The 21312-nt window shown below is 66.9% G+C and carries 17 protein-coding genes; 9 read left to right on the forward strand and 8 right to left on the reverse strand.

Going from position 1 to position 21312, the window contains the following annotated elements; all coding sequences use genetic code 11:
* Positions 1 to 39 precede the first annotated feature (39 nt).
* Positions 40 to 1599, reverse strand: coding sequence for a putative bifunctional diguanylate cyclase/phosphodiesterase (locus WMC41_RS12690; RefSeq protein ID WP_432343635.1), 1560 nt, complete (start codon positions 1597 to 1599; stop codon positions 40 to 42).
* A 236-nt stretch (positions 1600 to 1835) separates the two neighbouring features.
* Here WMC41_RS12690 and WMC41_RS12695 point away from each other — a divergent pair, with 236 nt between their 5' ends.
* The 4 genes from WMC41_RS12695 (at position 1836) to WMC41_RS12710 (ending at position 5935) form a co-directional block, all read left to right on the forward strand.
* Positions 1836 to 2504 (forward strand): outer membrane protein, encoded by a 669-nt coding sequence (locus WMC41_RS12695; RefSeq protein WP_288079921.1) that lies wholly within the window; start codon positions 1836 to 1838, stop codon positions 2502 to 2504.
* A 192-nt stretch (positions 2505 to 2696) separates the two neighbouring features.
* On the forward strand, positions 2697 to 3476 hold the full coding sequence (locus WMC41_RS12700) for a glycoside hydrolase family 25 protein (RefSeq protein ID WP_432343639.1): 780 nt from the start codon (positions 2697 to 2699) through the stop codon (positions 3474 to 3476).
* Positions 3477 to 3645: 169 nt separating this feature from the next.
* A complete protein-coding gene (locus WMC41_RS12705) occupies positions 3646 to 4842 on the forward strand; it encodes a lytic murein transglycosylase (RefSeq protein ID WP_432343642.1) in 1197 nt (398 codons plus the stop codon).
* Between the two features lie 142 nt (positions 4843 to 4984).
* A complete protein-coding gene (locus WMC41_RS12710) occupies positions 4985 to 5935 on the forward strand; it encodes a DMT family transporter (RefSeq protein WP_432343645.1) in 951 nt (316 codons plus the stop codon).
* A gap of 499 nt (positions 5936 to 6434) precedes the next feature.
* Here the strand turns inward: WMC41_RS12710 and metF are convergent, their stop codons facing one another.
* The 4 genes from metF to WMC41_RS12730 form a co-directional block, all read right to left on the reverse strand.
* Positions 6435 to 7337, reverse strand: a complete 903-nt coding sequence (metF, locus tag WMC41_RS12715; RefSeq protein ID WP_432343648.1) for a methylenetetrahydrofolate reductase [NAD(P)H] — start codon at positions 7335 to 7337, stop codon at positions 6435 to 6437.
* Between the two features lies 1 nt (position 7338).
* Positions 7339 to 8346 carry an ArsR/SmtB family transcription factor gene (locus tag WMC41_RS12720; RefSeq protein ID WP_244766809.1) on the reverse strand — a complete coding sequence of 336 codons (1008 nt, stop codon included), beginning with the start codon at positions 8344 to 8346 and terminating at the stop codon, positions 7339 to 7341.
* Positions 8347 to 8494: 148 nt separating this feature from the next.
* Positions 8495 to 10144 carry an energy-dependent translational throttle protein EttA gene (gene ettA, locus WMC41_RS12725; RefSeq protein WP_244766810.1) on the reverse strand — a complete coding sequence of 550 codons (1650 nt, stop codon included), beginning with the start codon at positions 10142 to 10144 and terminating at the stop codon, positions 8495 to 8497.
* 175 nt (positions 10145 to 10319) lie between these two features.
* Positions 10320 to 11087, reverse strand: coding sequence for a ribonuclease (locus WMC41_RS12730; RefSeq protein ID WP_432343652.1), 768 nt, complete (start codon positions 11085 to 11087; stop codon positions 10320 to 10322).
* 189 nt (positions 11088 to 11276) lie between these two features.
* Between WMC41_RS12730 and WMC41_RS12735 the strand changes: the two genes are divergently transcribed.
* The 4 genes from WMC41_RS12735 to WMC41_RS12750 all read left to right on the forward strand — a co-directional run bounded on the left by WMC41_RS12735 (position 11277) and on the right by WMC41_RS12750 (position 16194).
* The gene (locus WMC41_RS12735) at positions 11277 to 12236 is read left to right on the forward strand and encodes an alpha/beta fold hydrolase (protein WP_432343654.1); all 960 of its coding nucleotides are present in this window, start codon (positions 11277 to 11279) and stop codon (positions 12234 to 12236) included.
* A complete protein-coding gene (locus WMC41_RS12740; protein ID WP_064330590.1) occupies positions 12233 to 13180 on the forward strand; it encodes a DMT family transporter in 948 nt (315 codons plus the stop codon). The genes WMC41_RS12735 and WMC41_RS12740 overlap by 4 nt, the downstream gene beginning before the upstream one ends.
* A gap of 171 nt (positions 13181 to 13351) precedes the next feature.
* Entirely contained in the window at positions 13352 to 14548 is a 1197-nt protein-coding gene (locus WMC41_RS12745) for a CaiB/BaiF CoA transferase family protein (protein ID WP_432343657.1), read from the forward strand.
* On the forward strand, positions 14545 to 16194 hold the full coding sequence (locus WMC41_RS12750) for a thiamine pyrophosphate-binding protein (RefSeq protein ID WP_432343660.1): 1650 nt from the start codon (positions 14545 to 14547) through the stop codon (positions 16192 to 16194). Before WMC41_RS12745 ends, WMC41_RS12750 begins: the two co-directional genes overlap by 4 nt.
* A gap of 187 nt (positions 16195 to 16381) precedes the next feature.
* Here WMC41_RS12750 and WMC41_RS12755 read toward each other — a convergent pair whose 3' ends face one another.
* Together WMC41_RS12755 and WMC41_RS12760 are read right to left on the reverse strand one after the other, a co-directional pair.
* Positions 16382 to 16720 carry a TIGR01244 family sulfur transferase gene (locus tag WMC41_RS12755; protein WP_064330593.1) on the reverse strand — a complete coding sequence of 113 codons (339 nt, stop codon included), beginning with the start codon at positions 16718 to 16720 and terminating at the stop codon, positions 16382 to 16384.
* A 158-nt stretch (positions 16721 to 16878) separates the two neighbouring features.
* The gene (locus WMC41_RS12760) at positions 16879 to 17733 is read right to left on the reverse strand and encodes a DUF4432 family protein (protein WP_432343663.1); all 855 of its coding nucleotides are present in this window, start codon (positions 17731 to 17733) and stop codon (positions 16879 to 16881) included.
* Between the two features lie 335 nt (positions 17734 to 18068).
* Here WMC41_RS12760 and WMC41_RS12765 point away from each other — a divergent pair, with 335 nt between their 5' ends.
* Positions 18069 to 19487, forward strand: a complete 1419-nt coding sequence (locus WMC41_RS12765; RefSeq protein ID WP_432343666.1) for a L,D-transpeptidase family protein — start codon at positions 18069 to 18071, stop codon at positions 19485 to 19487.
* 229 nt (positions 19488 to 19716) lie between these two features.
* On the opposite strand, the gene WMC41_RS12770 is transcribed toward WMC41_RS12765, so the two are convergent.
* Entirely contained in the window at positions 19717 to 21240 is a 1524-nt protein-coding gene (locus tag WMC41_RS12770; protein WP_432343669.1) for a methyl-accepting chemotaxis protein, read from the reverse strand.
* Between the last annotated feature and the right edge of the window lie 72 nt (positions 21241 to 21312).

Genomic DNA, 21312 nt, shown 5'->3' on the forward strand with positions numbered 1-21312 from the left:
ACAATCAGGATTTGCCTGTCATGAAAAGGCTTTTCGCGGTCACGCCGAAAGCCGGTTGTCGGTTTGCGCCAGGAAGCGCATCACGTCCGGCCCGGCCACCGGCCCCGAGATCAGATAGCCCTGCGCCTCGGAGGCGCCGCGCTGGCGGATGAAGTCGAGCTGGCCCTCGGATTCGATGCCCTCCACCGTCGTCGTCACCTGGAACGTGCGGCCGAGCTTCAGGATGATGTCGACGAGGTCGGCATCCCGCTTGCTCTCCATCATGGCCCGCGCGAAGGAGCGGTCGATCTTCAGCTGGTCGATCGGGAAGGCGCGCAGGTTGTTGATCGAGGAGAAGCCGATGCCGAAATCGTCGAGCGCCACGCGCACGCCATGGCTGCGCAGCTCCGAAAGGCTTTCCCGGATCACCGTCTCGTCGACCGAGAAGACGGATTCCGTCACCTCGATCGTCAGGCGTCCCGGGGCAAGCCCGGTCTCCATGAGGCATTGCTTGACATAGCCGACGAAGGCGCGGTCCTTGAACTGGTCGCCGACGACATTGATGGCGACGCCCGCCGGTGCCGGCCAGGTCGCCGCCTCGCGGCAGGCCTCGCGCACCACCCAGTTGCCGAGCGGCAGGATGAGCCCGGTCTTTTCCGCCGCCGGAATGAACATGTCGGGCATGATCCGCCCCTTTTCGGGATGCCGCCAGCGCAGCAGCGCCTCGAAGGCGCGCACCGTGCGGCTCTCCACGCCGACGATCGGCTGGTATTCCAGGAAGAATTCGTCGGCACGGATCGCCCGGGCGAGGTCGTGCTCGATGGCGGAACGGGCCTGCACGTCCGCGGCCAGCGCCGCATCGAAGAAGCGGAAGCCGCTGCCGGGCATCGCCTTCGCCTCGTAGAGCGCGAGATCGGCGCGTTTCAGAAGCTCGGACATCGACGTGTCGCCCGCCTCCATGAAGGTCACCCCGATGCTGCAGCCGCTCGTGACCCGGTGGCGCTTCAGTTCGAACGGCTCGGCGAAGAGGTCGCAGATGGTGCGGCAGACATCCTCGATCTTGCCCGCCGAGGGCCGTCCCGCGATCGTCACGACGAATTCGTCGCCGCCGAGCCGGTAGATGCCCGTCGTCGCGCAGAGCGCGCGCCGCAGCCGCCCGGCGATGGCGGCCAGCAGCGCGTCGCCCGCATCGTGGCCGAGGCTGTCGTTGACGAACTTGAAGCGGTCGAGGTCGAGCAGCAGCAGAGCCGGCCGGTCCGCCTCCTCGCTCTTCTCGACGACAGCCTGGATGTCGCGCTCGAGGCAGAACCGGTTGGCAAGCCCCGTCAGCCGGTCGTGATGGGCATCGTGCGTCAGCCGCTGCTCGGTCTGCCGGCGCTGGCTGAGCTCGGCGATGAGCAGCGCCTTCGAGCGGCCGATCTGGTAGAAGCCGACGCCGAAGAAGACGGGCATGAGCGCAAGCGCCGTGGCGGTGGGGGCGGAAAAGCCGAAGAGGCTCTCCTGCGCGGTATCCCGCAGGAGCTGGTCGGCGGCAAAGCAGAGGGTCGGAAGGAAGGCTCCGAAAATCGACCCCGTCAGCGCATAGCGCTGCTCGATCCTCGGCAACAAGGTTTTCAACATCATGTAACCCTAAACCGTTGTTATCATGACAACAGGGTGCGTCGGGCCAATGCCGGCCCCACGGATGTTTCTAGCGAACAAAGAATGACAGAGTGTTAAGGGAGCGTTCGCATCCGCCCCCCAAGATTCAAGGGGGTATTTTTCTTCGGAACCATCGCGCCCTTTCCGCGTTGGAGACCTTGTTGTCATTCGTGCGTGGGGCTTCGTGCGAGTATCCGAGTGGGAAGGACCATCAGATGAAATCCATGATTTTCGGTGCCGCCGGCATCCTCGTCAGCGCCGGTGCGCTCCCGGCCTTTGCGGCGGACATGACCATTGCCGAACCGCCGGCGGAAACGCCGATCGTCGAGACGGCGGCCGGCGTCTATGATTGGGGTGGCTTCTATGTCGGCGTGAACGCCGGCTATGCCTGGACGAATCTCAATTCCGGCGGCCCCGCCCCCGCCATAGACAGAAGCCTCGACGATTTCGCGCTCGGCGCCTATGCCGGCTACAACTTCTTCAACGACGGCTGGGTCTACGGTGTTGAAGCCGACATCAAGCACGACTTCAACAACGAGCGCTTCGCCTCGGGCGGCACGCGCTACGAGGCGGAGACGAACTGGGGCGGCTCGGTGCGCGCCCGCCTCGGCTACGCCTTCGACCGCACCCTGATCTACGGCACGGGCGGCTGGGCCTTTACCCGCGCGGAGCTTGAAAACAGCGACACCGGCGTGAAGGAGAAGGACACGGTCCATGGCTGGACGATCGGCGCGGGCGTCGAGCAGGCCTTCACCGACACGGTGGCAGGCCGCATCGAGTACCGCTACACCGACTACGGCAAGTCCGACATCTTCGATGCCGCCGGCCGGCGGGGCGACCTCGATTCGCATTCGATCATGCTCGGCGTGAGCATGAAGTTCTGACGCAAGCGGTATCCAGCCGCCAAACCCCCTCCCCGTGCTGAACGGTGAGGGGCTTTCGCGCGCGGCTTAACGGCCTGCTAACCATAATTTTACGGAAACATGCGAGTGGTGTTCGATCCGTCTCGCGCGTCCGCCCTTTACGACCCGCCCCGTTCGAGGCAGGATTAGGAAACGCGCAACAACGGGACCCCCATGCGTCGGCTCATTCTGGCTCTGCTGCCCCTCGCCCTTCTTGCTTCGTCCTGTTCCACCACCGACTACGACCTCGTGTCGACCGCCTCCGTGCCGCCGCGCTTCGACGACAAGGACCCGCAGGATTTCGGCGCGCGCAATCCGCATCGCCACGAGGTTCACGGTATCGACGTTTCCAAATGGAACGGAGACATCGACTGGCCGGCGGTGAAGAGGAGCGGCGTCTCCTTCGCCTTCCTGAAGGCGACCGAGGGCACCGACCGTCTCGACAGCCGCTTTGCCGAATACTGGCGCGGCGCGCGCGCGGCCGGCGTCGCCCACGCGCCCTACCATTTCTACTATTTCTGCTCGACGGCGGACGCCCAGGCCGACTGGTTCATCGCCAACGTGCCGAAGGAGGCCGTGCAGCTTCCGCCGGTGCTGGACGCCGAATGGAACCCCGTCTCGCCGACCTGCAAGCTGCGCCCGCCTCCGGACGAGGTGCGCACCGCCCTGCAACGCTTCATGGACCGTATCGAAAAGCACTACGGCAAGCGCCCGATCATCTACACGACGGTCGATTTCCACCGCGACAACCTCGTTGGCCATTTCGAGGCCTATCCCTTCTGGCTGCGCTCGGTGGCGAACCATCCGGAGAACATCTATTCGGCGCGCAAGTGGGCGTTCTGGCAATATACTTCGACAGGCGTCGTGCCGGGCATTTCCGGCAATACGGACATCAACGTCTTTGCCGGCTCCGCGAAGAACTGGAACAGCTGGATGAAGACGGTTTCCCGCTGACCGCACCATGGTTCCGTGATGACCTCGGCGCCTCGCGGCCGACGCGCGGCGCCATGAAGGCACAATCGCGTGAAAAGGGCGACGGCGCGCCGCGGCCGCCGTTTTCTTCTTGCTTCCGTCACATTCATCTGAGACAGCCGGGCCAGCAACGGACCAAGGAGCATTCGAGATGCGGCTAAACCTGAAGACGAAACTTGCAGCAGGCCTTGCGGCCCTTCTTCTCGCCGGCAGCGCGCACGCCCAATCGACGGCGGCCTGCGGCGGCGACTTCAATGCCTTCCTTCAGGGCGTGAAGGCCGAGGCGCTGGCACGCGGCGTTCCGGCCGATGTCGCCGACCGGGCGCTTGCCGGCGCCGCCATCGACCAGAAGGTGCTGTCGCGCGACCGCGCCCAGGGCGTCTTCCGCCAGACCTTCCTCGAATTCTCCAAGCGCACGGTCAGCCAGTCGCGCCTCGATATCGGCCGCAAGAAGCTGAAGGACCTCGCTCCGGTCTTCCAGCGCGCCGAGCAGGAATTCGGCGTGCCGGGACCGATCATCGCCGCCTTCTGGGCGATGGAAACCGATTTCGGCGCCGTGCAGGGCGATTTCAACACCCGCAACGCGCTGGTGACGCTCTCGCACGACTGCCGCCGGCCGGAGCTCTTCCGCCCGCAGCTTCTCGCCGCCATCGAGATGGTCGGCCATGGCGACCTCGACCCGAACGGCACCACGGGCGCCTGGGCCGGCGAGATCGGCCAGGTGCAGATGCTGCCGAAGGACATCATCGAATTCGGCGTCGACGGCGACGGCGACAACCACGTCAACGTCAAGCAGTCCTCGCCGGACGCGATCCTGACGGCCGCCAGGTTCATCCAGCACCTCGGCTTCGTGAAGGGCCAGCCCTGGATCCAGGAAGTCTCCGTGCCCGATGTGCTGCCCTTCGAGAAGACCGGCCTGCAGCCGGGCATGACGGCCGCTGACTGGTTCGCCCTCGGCGTCAAGCCGCGCGACGGCGATACCTCCTTCGGCAACCTGGAAGCCTCGCTGGTGCTGCCGCAGGGCCGCAAGGGCCCGGCCTTCATCACCTACCCCAACTTCAAGATCTATCTCGAATGGAACCAGTCGTTCATCTACACGACGTCGGCAGCCTATTTCGCGACCCGCCTTGCCGGCGCCCCGCCCTATGAGCGCGGCACCCCGGAGGAAGGCCTTTCCGAGGACAGCATGAAGCAGCTCCAGACCAAGCTGCAGGGCCTCGGCCACGACGTCGGCAAGATCGACGGCATCCTCGGCTCCGGCACGCGCGCCGCGATCCAGAAGGAACAGCTGCGCCTCGGCCTGCCCGCCGACGGCTGGGCGACCCAGGCCCTGCTGTCCGCCCTGTGACGGAAATCGGGTGGCGCCGCGCAAGCGCGGTGCTATAGGCATGAAGAGACCCAGAGCGGCAGCCCGGTTTCGACCGGGCTGCCGCTCTGTCTTTCTGCCCGTGCGCCAGGCCGGCAGACGGCAGCGTGCCAGGGAGAGAGCGATGGAACAGCCGGTATCGGTATCAGCAACGCGCATGAGCGCACGCACCTGGGGCCTGCTCGCCCTGCTCGGCATGATCTGGGGCGGTTCCTTCTTCTTCGCCCGCGTCGCCGTCGCCCATGTTCCTCCGGCCACCCTCGTGCTCCTGCGCGTCGGCATCGCCGCGCTTGCGCTGCATGTCTATATTGCCGGCCGGTTCGATATCTACGCGACGCTGCGCGCCCGCTGGCGCGCGTTCCTGCTGCTCGGCCTCATCAACAATGCCGTGCCGCACATGCTGATCTTCCTCGGCCAGACGCAGATCGGCGCCGGCCTTGCCTCGATCCTCAACGCGACGACGCCGATCTTCACCGTGCTCATCGCCAACCGGTTCACGCTGGACGAAAAGCTCTCCTCGCAAAAGATCGCCGGCTGCCTGATCGGCCTCGTCGGCACGGCGGTGCTGATTGGCCCGCGCGCGCTCGCGCCCTTCACCGGCGCCCCTTCGACCAATGATGGCGGCCCGCCACTCTGGTCCGTCGTCCTGCCCGTGCTTGCCGCCGCCTCCTACGGCCTTGCGGCTACCTACGGCAAACGCTTCCGCGACGTCGCGGCGCCCGTCACCGCCGCCGGCCAGCTCACCGCCTCGACGCTGCTGATGCTGCCCGTCTCCTTCGCCCTCGATACGCCCTGGCAGATCCCCCTGCCCCCGCTGCCGGCCATCCTCGCCGTCCTGGCGCTGGCGCTGGTCTCGACGGCCTACGGCTACATCCTGTTCTTCCGAATCATGGCGGCCGCCGGCGCGACCAATACCTCGCTCGTCACGCTGCTCGTGCCGCCGAGCGCCATCCTCGCCGGCATGCTCTTCCTCGGCGAAACCCTGACGCCGCTCGGCATGCTCGGCATGGCCCTGGTGCTCCTCGGCCTCGTGGTGCTCGACGGGCGCCTTTTCGCCCGTTTCCGCACCGCCTGAAAAATGCGGGAACAAAGCGCATTCCCGGCCGTTTCATGGCAATCCGCCGGAATGGCCGCCCGACTTGCGCCACATTGGTAAATGCACAATGTCGGCATTCGTCATCTGGTAGGGATTGTGAATTTTTTGTGGCGGCCACGATAGAGGAGAAAATTCAGCAGGTTAGCATTGTGAATAAGGGCCCGGCGAATGCCGGATGTTGCAACGCAGCAACAAAACGCCTTTCCAATACGCTTTTTTAGGTCGTAATATCGATCCGCAAACGCAAGGAGGTAGCCATGGGACTCACACATTCCTTGAATGTTCTGATGATCAGTGCAGCGTTCCTCTTCATCGCAACGATGATCTTCATCTGAGGCGATCAAAGCGCAGTCCGGGAGGCCAGGGACGACAAAACCAAAAAGACCCTGCCGAAACGAATTCAAGAAGGATGCATGGCCCGGAGACGGCGCCATGCATTTTCATTTCGGCGATCGGTTCTGTCGGGCGGGACCGGCGGTCAGGCCGCCGCCCCGGCCGCATGGCGCGCGTTCCGGGCAAAGCCGGCGCGGTCGCAGACCGCCGAGACGAGCGTGGCGCGGTTCATCGTATAGAAATGGAACTCGCCGACACCCCGGGCGATGAGGTCTTCCACCTGGCGGGCGGCGAGGTCGATCGCCACGGCCGCGCGCTCCTGCGGCCGGTCGTCGACGGGCGCCAGCCGGTCGGCCAGCCAGCCCGGCACGGATGCCCCGCAGAGGCCGGCGAATTTCTGCACCTGGGCGAGGTTGTGCACCGGCAGGATGCCCGGCACGACCGGGATCGCGATGCCGGCCTTGCGCACGCGCTCCAGGTAGCGCTCGAAATCGTCGTTCTCGAAGAAGAACTGGGTGAGCGCGCGCGTTGCGCCGGCATCCACCTTGCGCTTGAGCATGTCGATGTCGGCGGCAACATCCGGGCTCTGCGGATGTTTTTCCGGATAGGCCGACACGGAGATCTCGAAATCGGCGAGGCCGCGCAGGCCGGCGGTCAGCTCCGCCGCATTGGCATAGCCGCCGGGATGCGGCTGGTAGGGCGTGCCGACGCCGCCCGGCGGGTCGCCGCGCAGCGCCACGAAATGCCTGACGCCGACCGCCTGGAACTCGGCGACGACGGCGTGCACCTCCTCCTTCGTCGCGCCCACGCAGGTCAGGTGCGAGGCCGCCGGCAGGCCCATCGAGAGGAGATGGCGGACGGTGGCGAGCGTCGGCGCCTTGGTGGAGCCGCCGGCACCGTAGGTCACCGACATGAAACCCGGCTCATAGGCCGAAAGCGCGGCGGCCGTCTCCCACAGCTGGCCTTCGGCCTCCGCCGATTTCGGCGGGAAGAATTCGAAAGACAGGCGGATGTCCTTGCGGGCTGGGCTGGCGGTCGCCGGTTTCATGTCAACTCCTCCTGCGGATGGCAATGGTGTCGGCCGCCCGTTCGCGCTGGTCGCGGGCAAGCCAGATGGTGACGGTCAGCGCATCGGCGGCGGAATGCGCGGGCTTGAGGTCGACGATCTCCTCGACGGCAAGCCCTGCCTTCTCCAGCCATTCGGCGAGCGTCTGGTGCGAGAAGCCGAGGCGGATATGGGCATGCTCGTCGCGCAGATGTTCGAGCGCGTGCGGGGCAAGGTCGATGATGGCAAGGCGCCCGCCGGGGGCGAGCATGCGCGCGGCCTCCGCCACCGCGGCCTCCGGCTCGTCGAGGAAGTGCAGCACCTGATGGATCGTCACGACGTCGAACTCGTCGCGCTCCAGCGGCAGGTTGAAGATATCGCCGTGGCGGATCGACGCCTTGGTGACGCCGGCCCGGTCGAGATTGGCGCGCGCGACCGCCAGCATGTCGCGGCTGGCATCGACGCCGACGCCGCGCCTGTAGAGCCCTTCGAACAGCTGCAGGATGCGCCCCGTGCCCGTGCCGAGGTCGAGGAAGGCGTCCACCGGCTCCGCGCCGATCATCGCGGCCAGCTTCGCCTCCACCTCCGCCTCGCTGACATGCAGCCGGCGCACCGCGTCCCATTCCGCGGCGTTGCGGCTGAAATAGGCCTGCGCCTTGTCGGCGCGGATCTTCTTCAGCACCCGCAGCCGCTCGTCATCACGCGCGAAAACCGCATCCGCCGGATCGGCGGCCTCGAGGAGCTGGCGAACGAGCGCCACGGCCGATCCGCCCTGGCTCAGCCGGAAGAAGGCCCAGGCGCCCTCCTGGTAGCGATCGACCAGCGCGGCCTCGGCGAGCAGCTTCAGGTGGCGCGAGATGCGCGGCTGGGACTGGCCGAGGATATCGGTCAGGTCGGTCACGGTCAGGTCGCCATGCGAAAGCAGCGCGAGAAGGCGAAGGCGCGTCGGCTCGCCCGCCGCCTTCAGGATCTCCACGATGTCGTCCAGTCCGAGTTTCTGCGTGTCGCCCATGGCCCATCCAATCAAGACATAAAGATATGTTTATGTGATTAACCCGTGTCGCGCAAGGGCAAATCCGTGTCGCCGATCTTCCCACCGATACGCCCAAAGAAAAACCCCGGCGAACCGGGGTTTCTCAAAGGGCGGGACGCGGCGCCGATCAGCGCGTCAGGCGCTTGTAGGTTACCCGCTTCGGGTTGACGGCATCCGCGCCGAGGCGGCGGATCTTGTCCTTCTCGTAGTCCTCGAAGTTGCCCTCGAACCATTCGACGTGGCTGTCGCCCTCGAAGGCGAGGATGTGGGTCGCCAGGCGGTCGAGGAACATGCGGTCGTGCGAGATGATGACGGCGCAGCCGGCGAAGTTTTCCAGCGCGTCTTCCAGCGCCCCCAGCGTTTCGGTGTCGAGGTCGTTGGTCGGTTCGTCGAGCAGGATGACGTTGCCGCCGGCCTTCAGCATCTTGGCGAGGTGCACACGGTTGCGCTGGCCGCCCGAGAGCGTGCCGACCTTCTGCTGCTGGTCGCCGCCCTTGAAGTTGAAGGCGCCGCAATAGGCGCGGCTGTTCATCTCGTGCTTGCCGAGCTTGATGATGTCGTTGCCGCCGGAGATCTCCTCCCAGACGGTCTTGTCGCCGGCGAGCGCATCGCGGCTCTGGTCGACATAACCGAGATCGACCGTCTCGCCGACGGTGATCGAGCCCGAATCCGGCTGCTCCTGGCCGGTGATCATGCGGAAGAGCGTCGTCTTGCCGGCGCCGTTCGGGCCGATGACGCCGACGATGCCGCCGGGCGGCAGCTTGAAGGTCAGGTTCTCGATCAGCACGCGGTCGCCATAGGACTTGGTGAGGTTCTCCGCCTCGATGACCACGTTGCCGAGGCGCTCGCCGACCGGGATGACGATCTGCGCGTCGCCGGGGCGGCGCTCGGCCGCGGCCTGCACCAGTTCGTCATAGGCGCGGATACGGGCCTTGGACTTGGCCTGGCGGGCCTTCGGCGAGGAGGCGATCCATTCCTGCTCGCGGGCGAGCGCCTTCTGGCGGGTCGCCTCTTCGCGGCCTTCCTGCTGCATGCGCTTGGCCTTGGCCTGCAGGTAGGCGGAATAGTTGCCTTCGTAGGGGATGCCGCGGCCGCGGTCGAGCTCGAGGATCCAGCCGGTGACATTGTCGAGGAAGTAGCGGTCGTGCGTGATCATCAGCACGGAGCCCGGATATTCGCGCAGGTGCTTTTCGAGCCAGGCGATCGTCTCGGCGTCGAGGTGGTTGGTCGGTTCGTCGAGCAGCAGCAGGTCCGGCTGGGCGAGCAGCAGCTTGCAGAGCGCGACGCGGCGCTTTTCACCGCCCGAGAGATTGTCGACCGAGGCGTCGCCCGGCGGGCAGCGCAGCGCGTCCATCGCCATCTCGACCTGGCTTTCGAGGTCCCAGAGGTTCTGGCTGTCGATGATGTCCTGGAGCTTCGCGCCCTCTTCCGCCGTCTCGTCGGAATAGTTCATCATCAGTTCGTTGTAGCGGTCGAGGATCGCCTTCTTCGGGGCGACGCCCTCCATGACGTTCTCGAGCACGGTCTTGGACGCATCGAGCTGCGGCTCCTGCGGCAGGTAGCCGAGGGTCGCGCCGTCGGCAAGCCAGGCCTCGCCGGTGAACTCCTTGTCGAGGCCGGCCATGATGCGCAGCACGGTCGACTTGCCGGCGCCGTTCGGGCCGAGGATGCCGATCTTGGCGTCCGGATAGAACGACAGATGGATGTTCTCGAGGATCTTCTTGTTGCCATAGGCCTTGTTGAGCCCCGACATGTGGTAGATGAACTGACGTGCCATGAAAACGCGCTCCGGATCGGACAAATTTGCCCGCTATGTAGGCGAATTCTCCGCCCGCGGCAATCTGAGAAAGCCGCATCGCGCCCCGGGGCGGAAACACCGCCCCGCATCGCCGTGACACTCTCCGCGGCAGCAGAGCAGTCCAGATCGGCGCGGCATCGCCCGTCCGTCGCCCCTACCCCGCCTGCCCCGCGCCCGTTACCCCCTCGGTGCAGCGGGACTTCGTCGGCGAGGCCGCGGCGATGCGGTCCGCGAGCGTCGGCGCGTCGCCGGCAAGGCCGATGGTGAGGCCGGTCACGACGGGCCTGCCGTCCGTCTTGCGGCAGGTCAGGCGCACCCGCTCGCCGGCCCCCGCCCCGAAGGCGGCGTCGAAGGCGGCGCGGACTTCGGCAAGGGTGATCGCCGCCCCCGCCTTCTGCGTGAAGAGCGCGCGCACCGGCGAGGCGTTGAGCGCGTCGAGCAGGTCGAGCGAGCGGCTGTAGTAGACCTCCGGCGAGGCGGCGACGCAGCTGCCGCTGCGCAGCCATTGCTGGCGGTCGAGGCCGAGGCGCGCGGCGGGCATCGCGGCCATCAGGCGCGCCTTCGTGCCGGAAGCGAGCACGATATCCGGCAGCTCCGTCCACTTGCCCTTGCGCGCCTGCTGCTTGAGGCCCGCCTCGACGCCGCAATAGCTCTTGCGCAGCTGGAAGCGGCTGAGCAGCGAGAACTGCCGGGCGGCCGGCGCGTCCACGGAGAAATCCGCGCAGCCGCGGCTTTTCGGCCGGGCGGCGCAGTAGCCCGCCTGCCAGCTGACGGATAGGACCTCGCGCGCGCCGCCGCCTGCCGGCACCGTCTGCGCGGCGGCGGGACGGGAACCGGCAGCCAGCGTGAGACACGCGAGAAGCAACGGCAGGACGGCAAGGAAAACGACGGCTTTGAAAGTCAGTGCGGCATTGGTCGTCATGACCGGCTCCCCCAACGAGAACAAAACGAGATCATTTACAACCAAAGATCCGGAAAATGCAACCATGAATCGGAAAAAACGCGACATGCGGGAGAAAATCGAAAAATACACGCCGCATCCCATTGTCTTTCAACGGCAAATCGCGTTGACCTTGCCAGAACGGGAGGGCCGAAACGGGAGGATGGACCGGTGTTTTCGCAGGTTTCGACGCTGCAAAGCCCGAGCGGGGCGAGCCTTGCGCTGCGGCACGAGGCTGCCCGGGGCGTTCCCCACGGCATCCTGCTGATCAGCCATGGCCTTGCCGAGCACAGCGCGCGATATGCGGCGTTCGCCGCGCGCCTGGCGGCGGAGGGGTTCCATGTCTATGCCCACGACCATCGCGGCCACGGCTTCACCAGCGCGCCGGATGCCCCGCGCGGCCAGTTCGCGCCGAAGGGCGGCATCGCCCGGGTGATCGCGGACATGCGCGCCGTGCGCGATCATGCGGCGGCACGGCATCCCGGCCTGCCGGTCGTGCTCTTCGGCCACTCGATGGGCGGGCTCATGGCGCTCGCCTTCGCCGAGGCACACCCCGGCGATATCGACGCGCTCGCCGTGTGGAACTCCAATCTCGAACCCGGGCTTGCCGGGCGCGTGGCGCAGGCCGTGCTGGCGGCAGAACGCATGCTGAAGGGATCGGACGTGCCGAGCGGCGCGCTGCCGCGCCTGACCTTCGGGGCCTGGGGCCGCTCCATCGCGAACCGCCGCACGGATTTCGACTGGCTGTCGCACGACCCGGCCGAGGTGGACGCCTATATCGCCGATCCCCGCTGCGGCTTCGACGTCAATGTCGCGATGTGGATCGACATCTTCGCCGTCACCTTCGCCAATGCCTCGGCACAAGGGCTTGCGCGCCTGCCGAGGCGGCTGCCGATCCATCTCGTCGGCGGCGAGGAGGACCCGGCGACGGATTTCGGCCGCGCCGTGCACGCCTTTGCCGGGCGACTGAAAAAATCGCGGCTTGAGGACGTCACGACAACCGTCTATCGCGGCATGCGTCACGAAACGCTCAAGGAGAGCCGGCCGCTCCGCGATCCCGCCGTCGACGCCTTTGCCGGCTGGTGCCGGCGGGTGGCCGACGCATGGACCTGCGCCCCGGAACACGCATGACCACATCCGCCACCATCGCCCCGCTGCGCAACGAGGTCGGCCTCGGGCTCCTGCTCATGGTGCTCTCGGTGCTCATCTCGCCGATCATCGATATCTTCGCCAAGCTCGCGGTCACGTCGGTCCCCGCGACCGAGATCACCTTCGTGCGCCTGCTCTTCCAGATGACCGTGCTGGGGCCGATCTGTCTCCTGCGCGGCACGCTTTTGGACGTGACCTTCCGGAAGATGGGCCTGCATGCCGCCCGCGGCCTGCTGATGGCCATCACCATGATCACCTTCGTCACGCCGCTCGCCGTCATGGAAGTGGCCGATGCCATCGCCATCTTCTTCGTCGAGCCGATCATCCTGACCATCCTCGGCTCGATCTTCCTGAAGGAGACCATCGGCTGGCGGCGCTACACGGCCTGCGGCGTCGGTTTCCTCGGCTCGCTGCTGGTCATCCAGCCGAGCCTGCAGGAGGTCGGCCCCATCGCGCTGCTGCCGGTCGTGGCGGCCTTCTCGCTCGCGCTGTTCTTCCTCCTCACCCGGCTCGTCGCCCAGAAGGAGGATCCCTGGTCCATGCAGTTCTATGCCGGCCTCTGGGGCGCGCTGTTCTCCGGCCTGCTGCTTCTTGCCGGCGGCAGGCTCGGCATCGCCATGCTGACGCCCGTCGTGCCGGACATGGCGAACACGCTCTACATCGCCGGCGCCGCCGTCGCCGCCACCATTGCCGGCGTGCTCGGCGTCTATGCCTATCGCTCGGCGCCCGCCTCCACGCTCGCCCCGCTGCAATATCTGGAGATCGTCTCGGCGACGATCCTCGGCTGGTTCGTGTTCGGCCATCTGCCGGATGCCGTGAAATGGCTCGGCATCGCCATCATCATCGCCTCCGGCCTCTACGTCATCTGGCGCGAACGCAAGCTCAACAAGACGGCGACGATACCGCCCGTCTCCACGCCGATCTGACGCCGCCCGGCCGCGCAAAACGGCGCGGCAGGCATCATGTCAGTCTGAGCCGTCATGATCTCCCCGCGGGCGCCGGCTATCGTGCCCGGCAGCTTTTTGTTATCCAAAGGGAAACGGGCGAAAGGCCCGGCGGCCGGCCGCGTTCCGGCACCGCCGGGAAGGGAGTGCACGATGGAGAAGTCGAACCTGCCGCTATCCGGCATAAGGGTCATTGAGCTGGCGCGGGTTCTCGCCGGGCCCTGGGCCGGGCAGATGCTGGCCGACATGGGCGCCGACGTCATCAAGATCGAGAACCCCGACGGCGGCGACGACACGCGCGCCTGGGGCCCGCCCTTCGTGACCGGCAAGGACGGCGAGAACCTCTCGGCCGCCTACTACCACTCCACCAACCGCGGCAAGCGCTCGATTACCGTCGACCTCAAGACCGAGGAAGGCCGCGCCGTCGTCCACCGCCTCATCGCGACGGCCGACGTGGTCATCGAGAACTTCAAGGTCGGCGGCCTCGTCAAGTACGGGCTCGATTACCAGAGCCTCGCCAAGGCGCATCCGAAACTCGTCTACTGCTCGATCACCGGCTTCGGCCAGGACGGCCCCTATGCCGCCCGCGCCGGCTACGACTATATCGTGCAGGGCATGTCCGGCTTCATGTCGGTGACGGGCGCGCCGGACGGCGAGCCGATGAAGGCGGGCGTCGCCATCGCCGATATCTTCACCGGCATCTATGCCGTCGCCGCCATCCAGGGCGCGCTCATCCATGTCATGAAGACCGGCCGGGGCCAGCATGTCGACATGGCGCTGCTCGACGTGCAGTCCGCCGTCATGGCGAACCAGAACATGAACTTCCTTGCCTCCGGCAATGCGCCGACGCGGCTCGGCAACGCGCATCCGAACATCTCGCCCTACGAGGTGGTGCCGACGTCCGACGGACACATCATCCTCGCCGTCGGCAATGACGGACAGTTCCGCAAGCTCTGCGGCATCCTGAAGCTCGAGGGCGTCGCCGACGACGAGCGCTTTGCCACCAACCGGGCGCGCGTCGCCCATCGCGGCGAGGTGCGTCGCCTCGTCACCGGGGCGACCGCCGGTGTCAGCAAAGCCGAGCTTCTCGCCGCCTGCGAGCGCGAGGGCGTGCCGGCCGGGCCGATCAATTCCATCGCCGAGACCTTCGCGGATCCGCAGGTGAAGGCGCGGGGCCTGCGCATCGACCTGCCGGATGCCGACGGCAACCGCATTCCCGGCGTGCGCACGCCCATCGTCTATTCGGCCACCCCCCTTGCTTATGACCGGCCGAGCCCGCGGCTCGGCGAACATACCGACGCCGTGATGGCGGAACTCGACCTCCTCGAAGCAGGAAAGAAAAGCGCATGAAGACCGGTGGCCAGTTGATCGTCGATGCCCTCGTTGCCAACGGCGTCAGGCGCGTCGCCTGCGTGCCGGGCGAAAGCTACCTCGCCGTGCTCGATGCGCTGCACGACACCGATATCGACGTGCTCGTCTGCCGCCAGGAAGGCGGCGCGGCGATGATGGCGGATTGCTGGGGCCGGCTGACGGGCGAGCCCGGCATCTGCATGGTCACGCGCGGGCCCGGCGCCACCAATGCCTCGGCGGGCCTGCACATCGCCCGGCAGGATTCGATCCCGATGATCCTCTTCATCGGCCAGGTGCAGCGCGATGCGCGCGAGCGCGAGGCCTTCCAGGAGGTGGAATACCGCCGCGCCTTCACCGAGGTCGCCAAATGGGTGGCGGAAATCGACGACGCCCGCCGCATCCCCGAATTCGTCACCCGCGCCTTTGCCGTCGCCACCTCCGGCCGTCCGGGCCCGGTGGTGCTGGCACTGCCCGAGGACATGCTGACGGACACGGTCGAGACGGTCGAGGCGAAGGCCTATGCGCCGGTCGAGGCCCATCCCGGCCGCAGGCAGGTGGAGGAACTGGCAGGTCGCCTTGAAGCCGCCGAGCGCCCGCTCGTCATCCTCGGCGGCACGCGCTGGTCGGAGGAGAGCGTCGCCGGCTTCACGGCCTTCGCGGAGCGCTGGTCGCTGCCGGTCGCCTGTTCCTTCCGCCGCCAGATGCTGTTCGATCACCGTCACCCGAACTATGCCGGCGACAGCGGCATCGGCGTCAACCCGGCGCTCGGCAGGGAGATCCGCGAGGCGGACCTCGTCATCCTGCTCGGCGGACGCTATTCGGAAATGCCGTCCTCGACCTACAGCCTGCTCAAGGTGCCCTACCCGCAGCAGACGCTGGTGCATGTCTATCCGGATCCGTCCGAGCTCGGCCGCGTCTACCGGCCGGACCTTGCGATCTGCGCCGCGCCGGAGGATTTCGTCGCCGCGCTCGACGGCCTCGCGCCGAAGGCCGCCCCGCGCTGGGCCGCGCGCACCGCCGCCATGCACGAATCCTACCTGAAATGGTCGACCCCGCCGGAAACCGGCCCGGGCGGCGTGCAGATGGGCCCGATCATGGCCTGGCTGGAGGAAAACACGCCGGAGGACACGATCTTCACCAACGGCGCCGGCAACTATGCCACCTGGGTGCATCGCTTCCACCGCTTCCGGCGCTTTGCGACGCAGGCCGCCCCCACCTCCGGCTCGATGGGCTATGGCCTGCCGGCCGCGGTTGCCGCCAAGCAGCTCTTCCCGGAGCGTGAGGTCATCTGCTTTGCCGGCGACGGCTGCTTCATGATGCACGGCCAGGAATTCGCCACCGCCGTGCGCTACAACCTTCCGATCATCACCGTCGTCGTCAACAACGGCATCTACGGCACGATCCGCATGCACCAGGAGCGGGAATATCCCGGCCGCGTCAGCGCCACGGACCTCACCAACCCGGATTTCGCCGCGCTCGCCCGCGCCTATGGCGGCCATGGCGAGACGGTGGAGGCGACGGAGGACTTCGCGCCCGCCTTCCTGCGCGCCCGCTCGAGCGGCAAGCCGGCGATCATCGAGGTGAAGCTCGACCCGGAAGCGATCACCCCGACGCGCACGCTCTCGGATATCCGCAGCGGGACGTGATATTTTTAAGGGCGTGAAAGCCCCTCATCCCGCTGCCGCGACCTTCTCCCCGCAAGCGGGGAGAAGGCGGATGGGGCAATGCATCGCCTTCCAAAATACCGCCGATGCTTTGGGAAACCGTTGCGGCATTCCCCTTCGCCCCGCTTGCGGGGAGAAGGTGCCGGCGGGCGGATGAGGGGCCAGGCCCTCAGCCGCGGATATGCTGCGTCTGCTCGTAGATCTTCGTCGAGCGCATGCCGGAGCGGCAATAGCCGAGCATCGGGCGCGGCAGTTCGTCGAGCGCGTCGACCATGCCGTGCACGGCCTCGGCCGTCACGCCCATCGGGCCGACCGGCACATGGGCGACCTCGATGCCGAGCTCCTTCGCGCGCGCCGCGATGACGGAGAATTCCGGCTGGTCGGGCTGCTCGTGGTCCGGGCGGTGGCAGACGATGGATTTGAAGCCCAGGGCGGCGATGGCGTCGAGATCCTCGACGGCGATCTGGCCGGAGACGGAATATTCGTCGTTGATCTCGCGGATATCCATGGGCGGTTCCTTCTAGAAAACAGGGGTGCTCACCGTTTAAGCCCGCACTGCGGGAGCGTCAATCACGCAAAATCTATAGCAATTCCCGAAAAGGCGCGAAGCGTGCTGCCCCCGGAACGCGCGAACGCCCCTCTCCGCTCGAAAAGCGTGCAAATATCCTAGCGGACCTCGAAGGCGAGGCCGTAGCCGACGCTTTCGCCGGGCGCGAAATCGGCGGCCTCGCCGGAGGCGATCAGCTCGGCGCGCGGCGCGAGCCGGTGCGAGACGGGCTCGATGCCGAGCACCGCCGAGCCCGGCGACAGGTTCCGCCAGACCTGGAGATGCGGCAGCGTATCCGTGCGGAAGCGGATATGGACGCTGCGACCGCCAAGCGCGGCGATCGGGCCGATGGCGATCTCCGCCCAGCCATGCGTTGCCGTTTCGGCCGCCGGCACGCAGAAGATCTCGCGGTCGCCCTCGCCGAAGCGCCACGGCAGGCTGCCGCCGGGCAGCATCGCCCCGGTCAGCCGCGTATCCGCATCGAAGAGGCCGGTGCCGAAATTGATGTGATACATGCCGAAGGGCGGCCAGGACGTGTCGCCCGTATTGGTGACGCGGTCGTCGAGCGTGATGTGGCCGGTGCGCCGGTCGGCCCGCCAGCGGCGCGCGAGGTCGGCCTTGCCGCCATGGGCGAGCGAAACGGCGACGCGCCCCTCGCAGACCACCTCCCCCTCATCCTCCTCGATCAGCACGTCCCGTGCCGGCGAGGAGGAGAACGAGCCGTGCAGCGGATAGAGCCGCCCGTCGGCCGCGCCCTCGACCGGCACCGGATGGCGGATGTGATCCGGCCCGCAGGTGAACAGGAAGCCGGGCAGCGCCTTGTCGATGCGCGGATCGCCGTCCGACGGCACGGCCGCCCCCGGCGCGAGATCGACGCCATGGAAGACGGCGCCGGCGACATCGAGCACCGATTGCGGCGTCAGGTCGAGGCGGAAGGACTGGTCGGGCGTTTGGGCGGTAAGGGCAAAGGTCATCCGGGACTCCGGCAAGGGGCAATCGAACGGCGGCATGCTAGAGCAATTCCCGCAGAAGTGCGACGCGGTTTTGCGCCCGGAACCGCAGAAAAACAAAAGGATAGCGTGTTTTTTGCAAACCGGCGGAAAACGGGAAACGCTCCACGGCAAGGTAGCGGAACATCACGCCCGGCAAGGCTCGTCTCTCATCGCTCCAAGGGAACCATCACGGCCGGTCACAAGTTTTTGCAATACGCGTTGACCTTACGTTCACCATCGATTCAGTTTTTTCATATTAAGGTCTGAATTGAAGTGTTCCGTCCGCGCGATATGTGCAAGCAGGCAGGTCAAGAGCCGTGAATTCTATTTTTAAAACAAGCCTTTCGCTCCTTGCAGCGGCTTCCGTCCTGGGAATCGCCGCCCTGCCGGCACATGCCCAGCAGCGTTTCTCCGCGCGCGACACGGTCCTGGTGTCGCCGGAAGGCGATATCCTCGACTATGTTCCGGACGACGGCAGCGTGCGCGCGATGCGCGACAACCGCGGCCGCACCGTCTATGTCGACGGCTGGGGCAACATCGTCGCCACCGCCATGCGGGCCGACCGCTACTTCGCCCGCGGCGACGATTATCGCCCGCGCCGTGACCGCTACCGCGAGATGCGCGGCTATCCGGAAGCGAACCCCGACTATTTCCCGCCGGCGCCCGAGGCCGACTATGGCGATGAACTGACGACGAGTTCCGTACCGGAAATGCGCGAAGGCCTGCCGGGCAGCATCGAGCGCCAGCCCCTGCCGGATGCCGATTTCGGCGGCTCGCAGGCCCTGCCCGATTTCTCCGACGACAGCGCGGCCCTGCCGGAAACCGGCACCGATCCCGATGCGGAGTTCGTGCCCGGCCCGAAATTCGACCCGGCGATCGCGATCGGCAAGGTGTCGTCCGCCGAGATCACCGCGCTTCAGGTCTTCCTCGACCGCGAGGGCTTCTCGCCGGGCGTGATCGACGGCAAGAAGGGCTCGAACGTCACCAAGGCGATCGAGGCCTGGCAGCAGGCGACGGGCGAGACGCTCGACCCGAACAATGCCGACGACATCCTGGAGCGGCTGCGCCTGTCCGGCGGCCTTGCCTTCACCACCTACGAGATCACCGCCGCCGATGCGGCCGGCCCCTATGTCGCCGCCATCCCCGACGACTATGCCCAGAAGGCGGCGCTGCCGCATCTCTCCTTCACCTCGACCACCGAGATGCTGGCCGAGAAGTTCCACATGGACGAGGCCTATCTGAAGGAGATCAATCCGGGCGTCGACTTCACCATTCCCGGCACGATCATCAAGGTCGTCGACACGGGCGAGAGGAAGACCGGCAAGGTCGCCAAGATCCTCGCCGACAAGGGCCGCAAGCAGGTGCTCGCCTATGACGAGAACGGCACGCTGATCGCCGCCTATCCGGCCAGCATCGGCTCGGCCGACACGCCCTCGCCGTCCGGCACGGTGACGGTCGAGCGCATCGCGCTCAATCCGGGCTACACTTATAATCCGAAGATCAACTTCCAGCAGGGCAACAACAACAAGGTGCTGACCCTGCAGCCCGGCCCGAACGGTCCGGTCGGCACGGTCTGGATCGCGCTGTCGAAGCCGACCTACGGCATCCACGGCACGCCGGAACCCTCGAAGATCGGCAAGACCCAGAGCCACGGCTGCATTCGCCTGACCAACTGGGACGCGACGGAGCTCGCCAAGATGACCAGCGCCGGCGTGACGGTCGAATTCGTCGACTGACGAACGGGGGGTAGCCCTCATCCGGCTGCCGCCACCTTCTCCCCGCAAGCGGGGAGAAGGGATATGCCGCGCCGGCTTCCTCGCTCAATGACCGCTTGCAGGTAAGCCTCTCCCGCTTGCCAGTAATCGGATATGAATGAACCGTTGCTCCATCCCCTTCTCCCCGCTTGCGGGGAGAAAGTGCCGGCAGACGGATGAGGGGCGGCCCGACGGCAGAGAAGGCCAGCGGTCAAGCCGCCCGCACATACCCCGATCCCTGGGCCGGGCGGGCCGCGCCGCTGGTGCGGAAGGCGCTGAGCTGGGCGGCGATGGAGGCGGCCTCCTGCGTCAGCGCCTGGCTGGCGGCATTCGCCTGCTCGACCATCGCGGCGTTCTGCTGGGTGATCTGGTCCATGGCATTGACCGCCTGGTTGACCGCCTGCAGGCCCGTCGCCTGTTCCGCCGTGCTGGCACGGATGGTGTTGAAGACGGCGCTGACCTCCACGACCTGGGTGACGATCTGGCGCAGCGACTGGGCGACCTCGCCCACCGAGCGCACGCCGTCCTCGACCTGGCCATGCGACCTGGCGATGAGGTTCTGGATGTCCTTCGCCGCATCGGCGCAGCGCTGGGCGAGCGCCCGCACTTCCGAGGCGACGACGGCAAAGCCGCGCCCCGCCTCGCCGGCCCGCGCCGCCTCGATGCCGGCGTTGAGCGCCAGCAGATTGGTCTGGAAGGCGATCTCGTCGATCACCTCGATGATGTTGGCGATGGCCGAGGAGGAGGCCTGGATCTCGCCCATGGCGACGATCGCGTGCTCCACGATCTCGCCGCCGCGCTGCGCGTTGTCACGCGCCGCCATGACGAGGGCGTTCGCCTCGTCGGCGTTCTGGGCGGTCTGGCGCACGGTGGTGGTCACCTGCTCGACGGCGGCGGCGGTCTCCTCCAGGTTCGCGGCCTGCCGCTCCGTGCGCTTGGCGAGGTCGTCGGAGGCCGCCGCGATCTCCTGCGCGCTGAGATGGATGGAGCCCGCGCCGGCGCCGATATTGCCGATCGCCTGCGAGAGCGTGGAAATGGCGTGGTTGAAATCCTCGCGCAGCGCCTCGTAGGCCTCCGGCAGCGGGCCGGTGATGCGCGCGGTGAGGTCGCCGTCGGAAATGCGCTTCAGCGCGGCGCCGAAACTGTCGCTGACGATCTTGCGCTCCTCGGCGACGACCTGCGCCTGCACCGCCTGCTGCTTGGCGAGATCCGACATGTCGTTGTAGACGGAGATGGAGAGGTCCATGTCGAGGAACATGGCCTTGAGCAGGCTGGAGAAGCGCGCCGCAAACTCCTCCGGCCCGATCTCCTGGCGGGCAAAGAGCCCCTGCTTCGGCCAGAGCGATTTCACCGCCTCCGTCAGGAGATGCTCGACGATCAGCGCATAGCCGCCGATATACCAGCGCGGCTCCAGGCCGATGCGCGCATGCACATGGCCGATCGTCTGCACCTTGGACGCGTAGTCGCCGGTGAAGTCGCCGGCCGCGATGTTCGCCCAGTGCCCGAGCTGGGCATTCTTCGCCCGATTCATATGGGCGTCGTTGGAGAAGAGCTGGTTCACCTCCGGGCTCTTGCGCACGATCGCATAGAACTTGTCCAGCGCCGGGCCGAGCTCCTTCTCGATGAAGGGTTTCAGCGTGCGGAGCCGCTTCAGCGCTGCCTCGTCGAGGCCGAGATAGTCCAGACGGCGCGCGATGTCGTGGTTCTGGCTGGCGGTCTGCGGGGCTGGCTTCATTCCGGGGGGTATCCTGGCAACTCGAGAAAACGGGGAAAGCAGCGGAAAATCGGGGCAACGGCGCCGGGCGGC

It is taken from the genome of Shinella yambaruensis (assembly GCF_050859155.1).
Lineage (GTDB): Bacteria > Pseudomonadota > Alphaproteobacteria > Rhizobiales > Rhizobiaceae > Shinella > Shinella yambaruensis.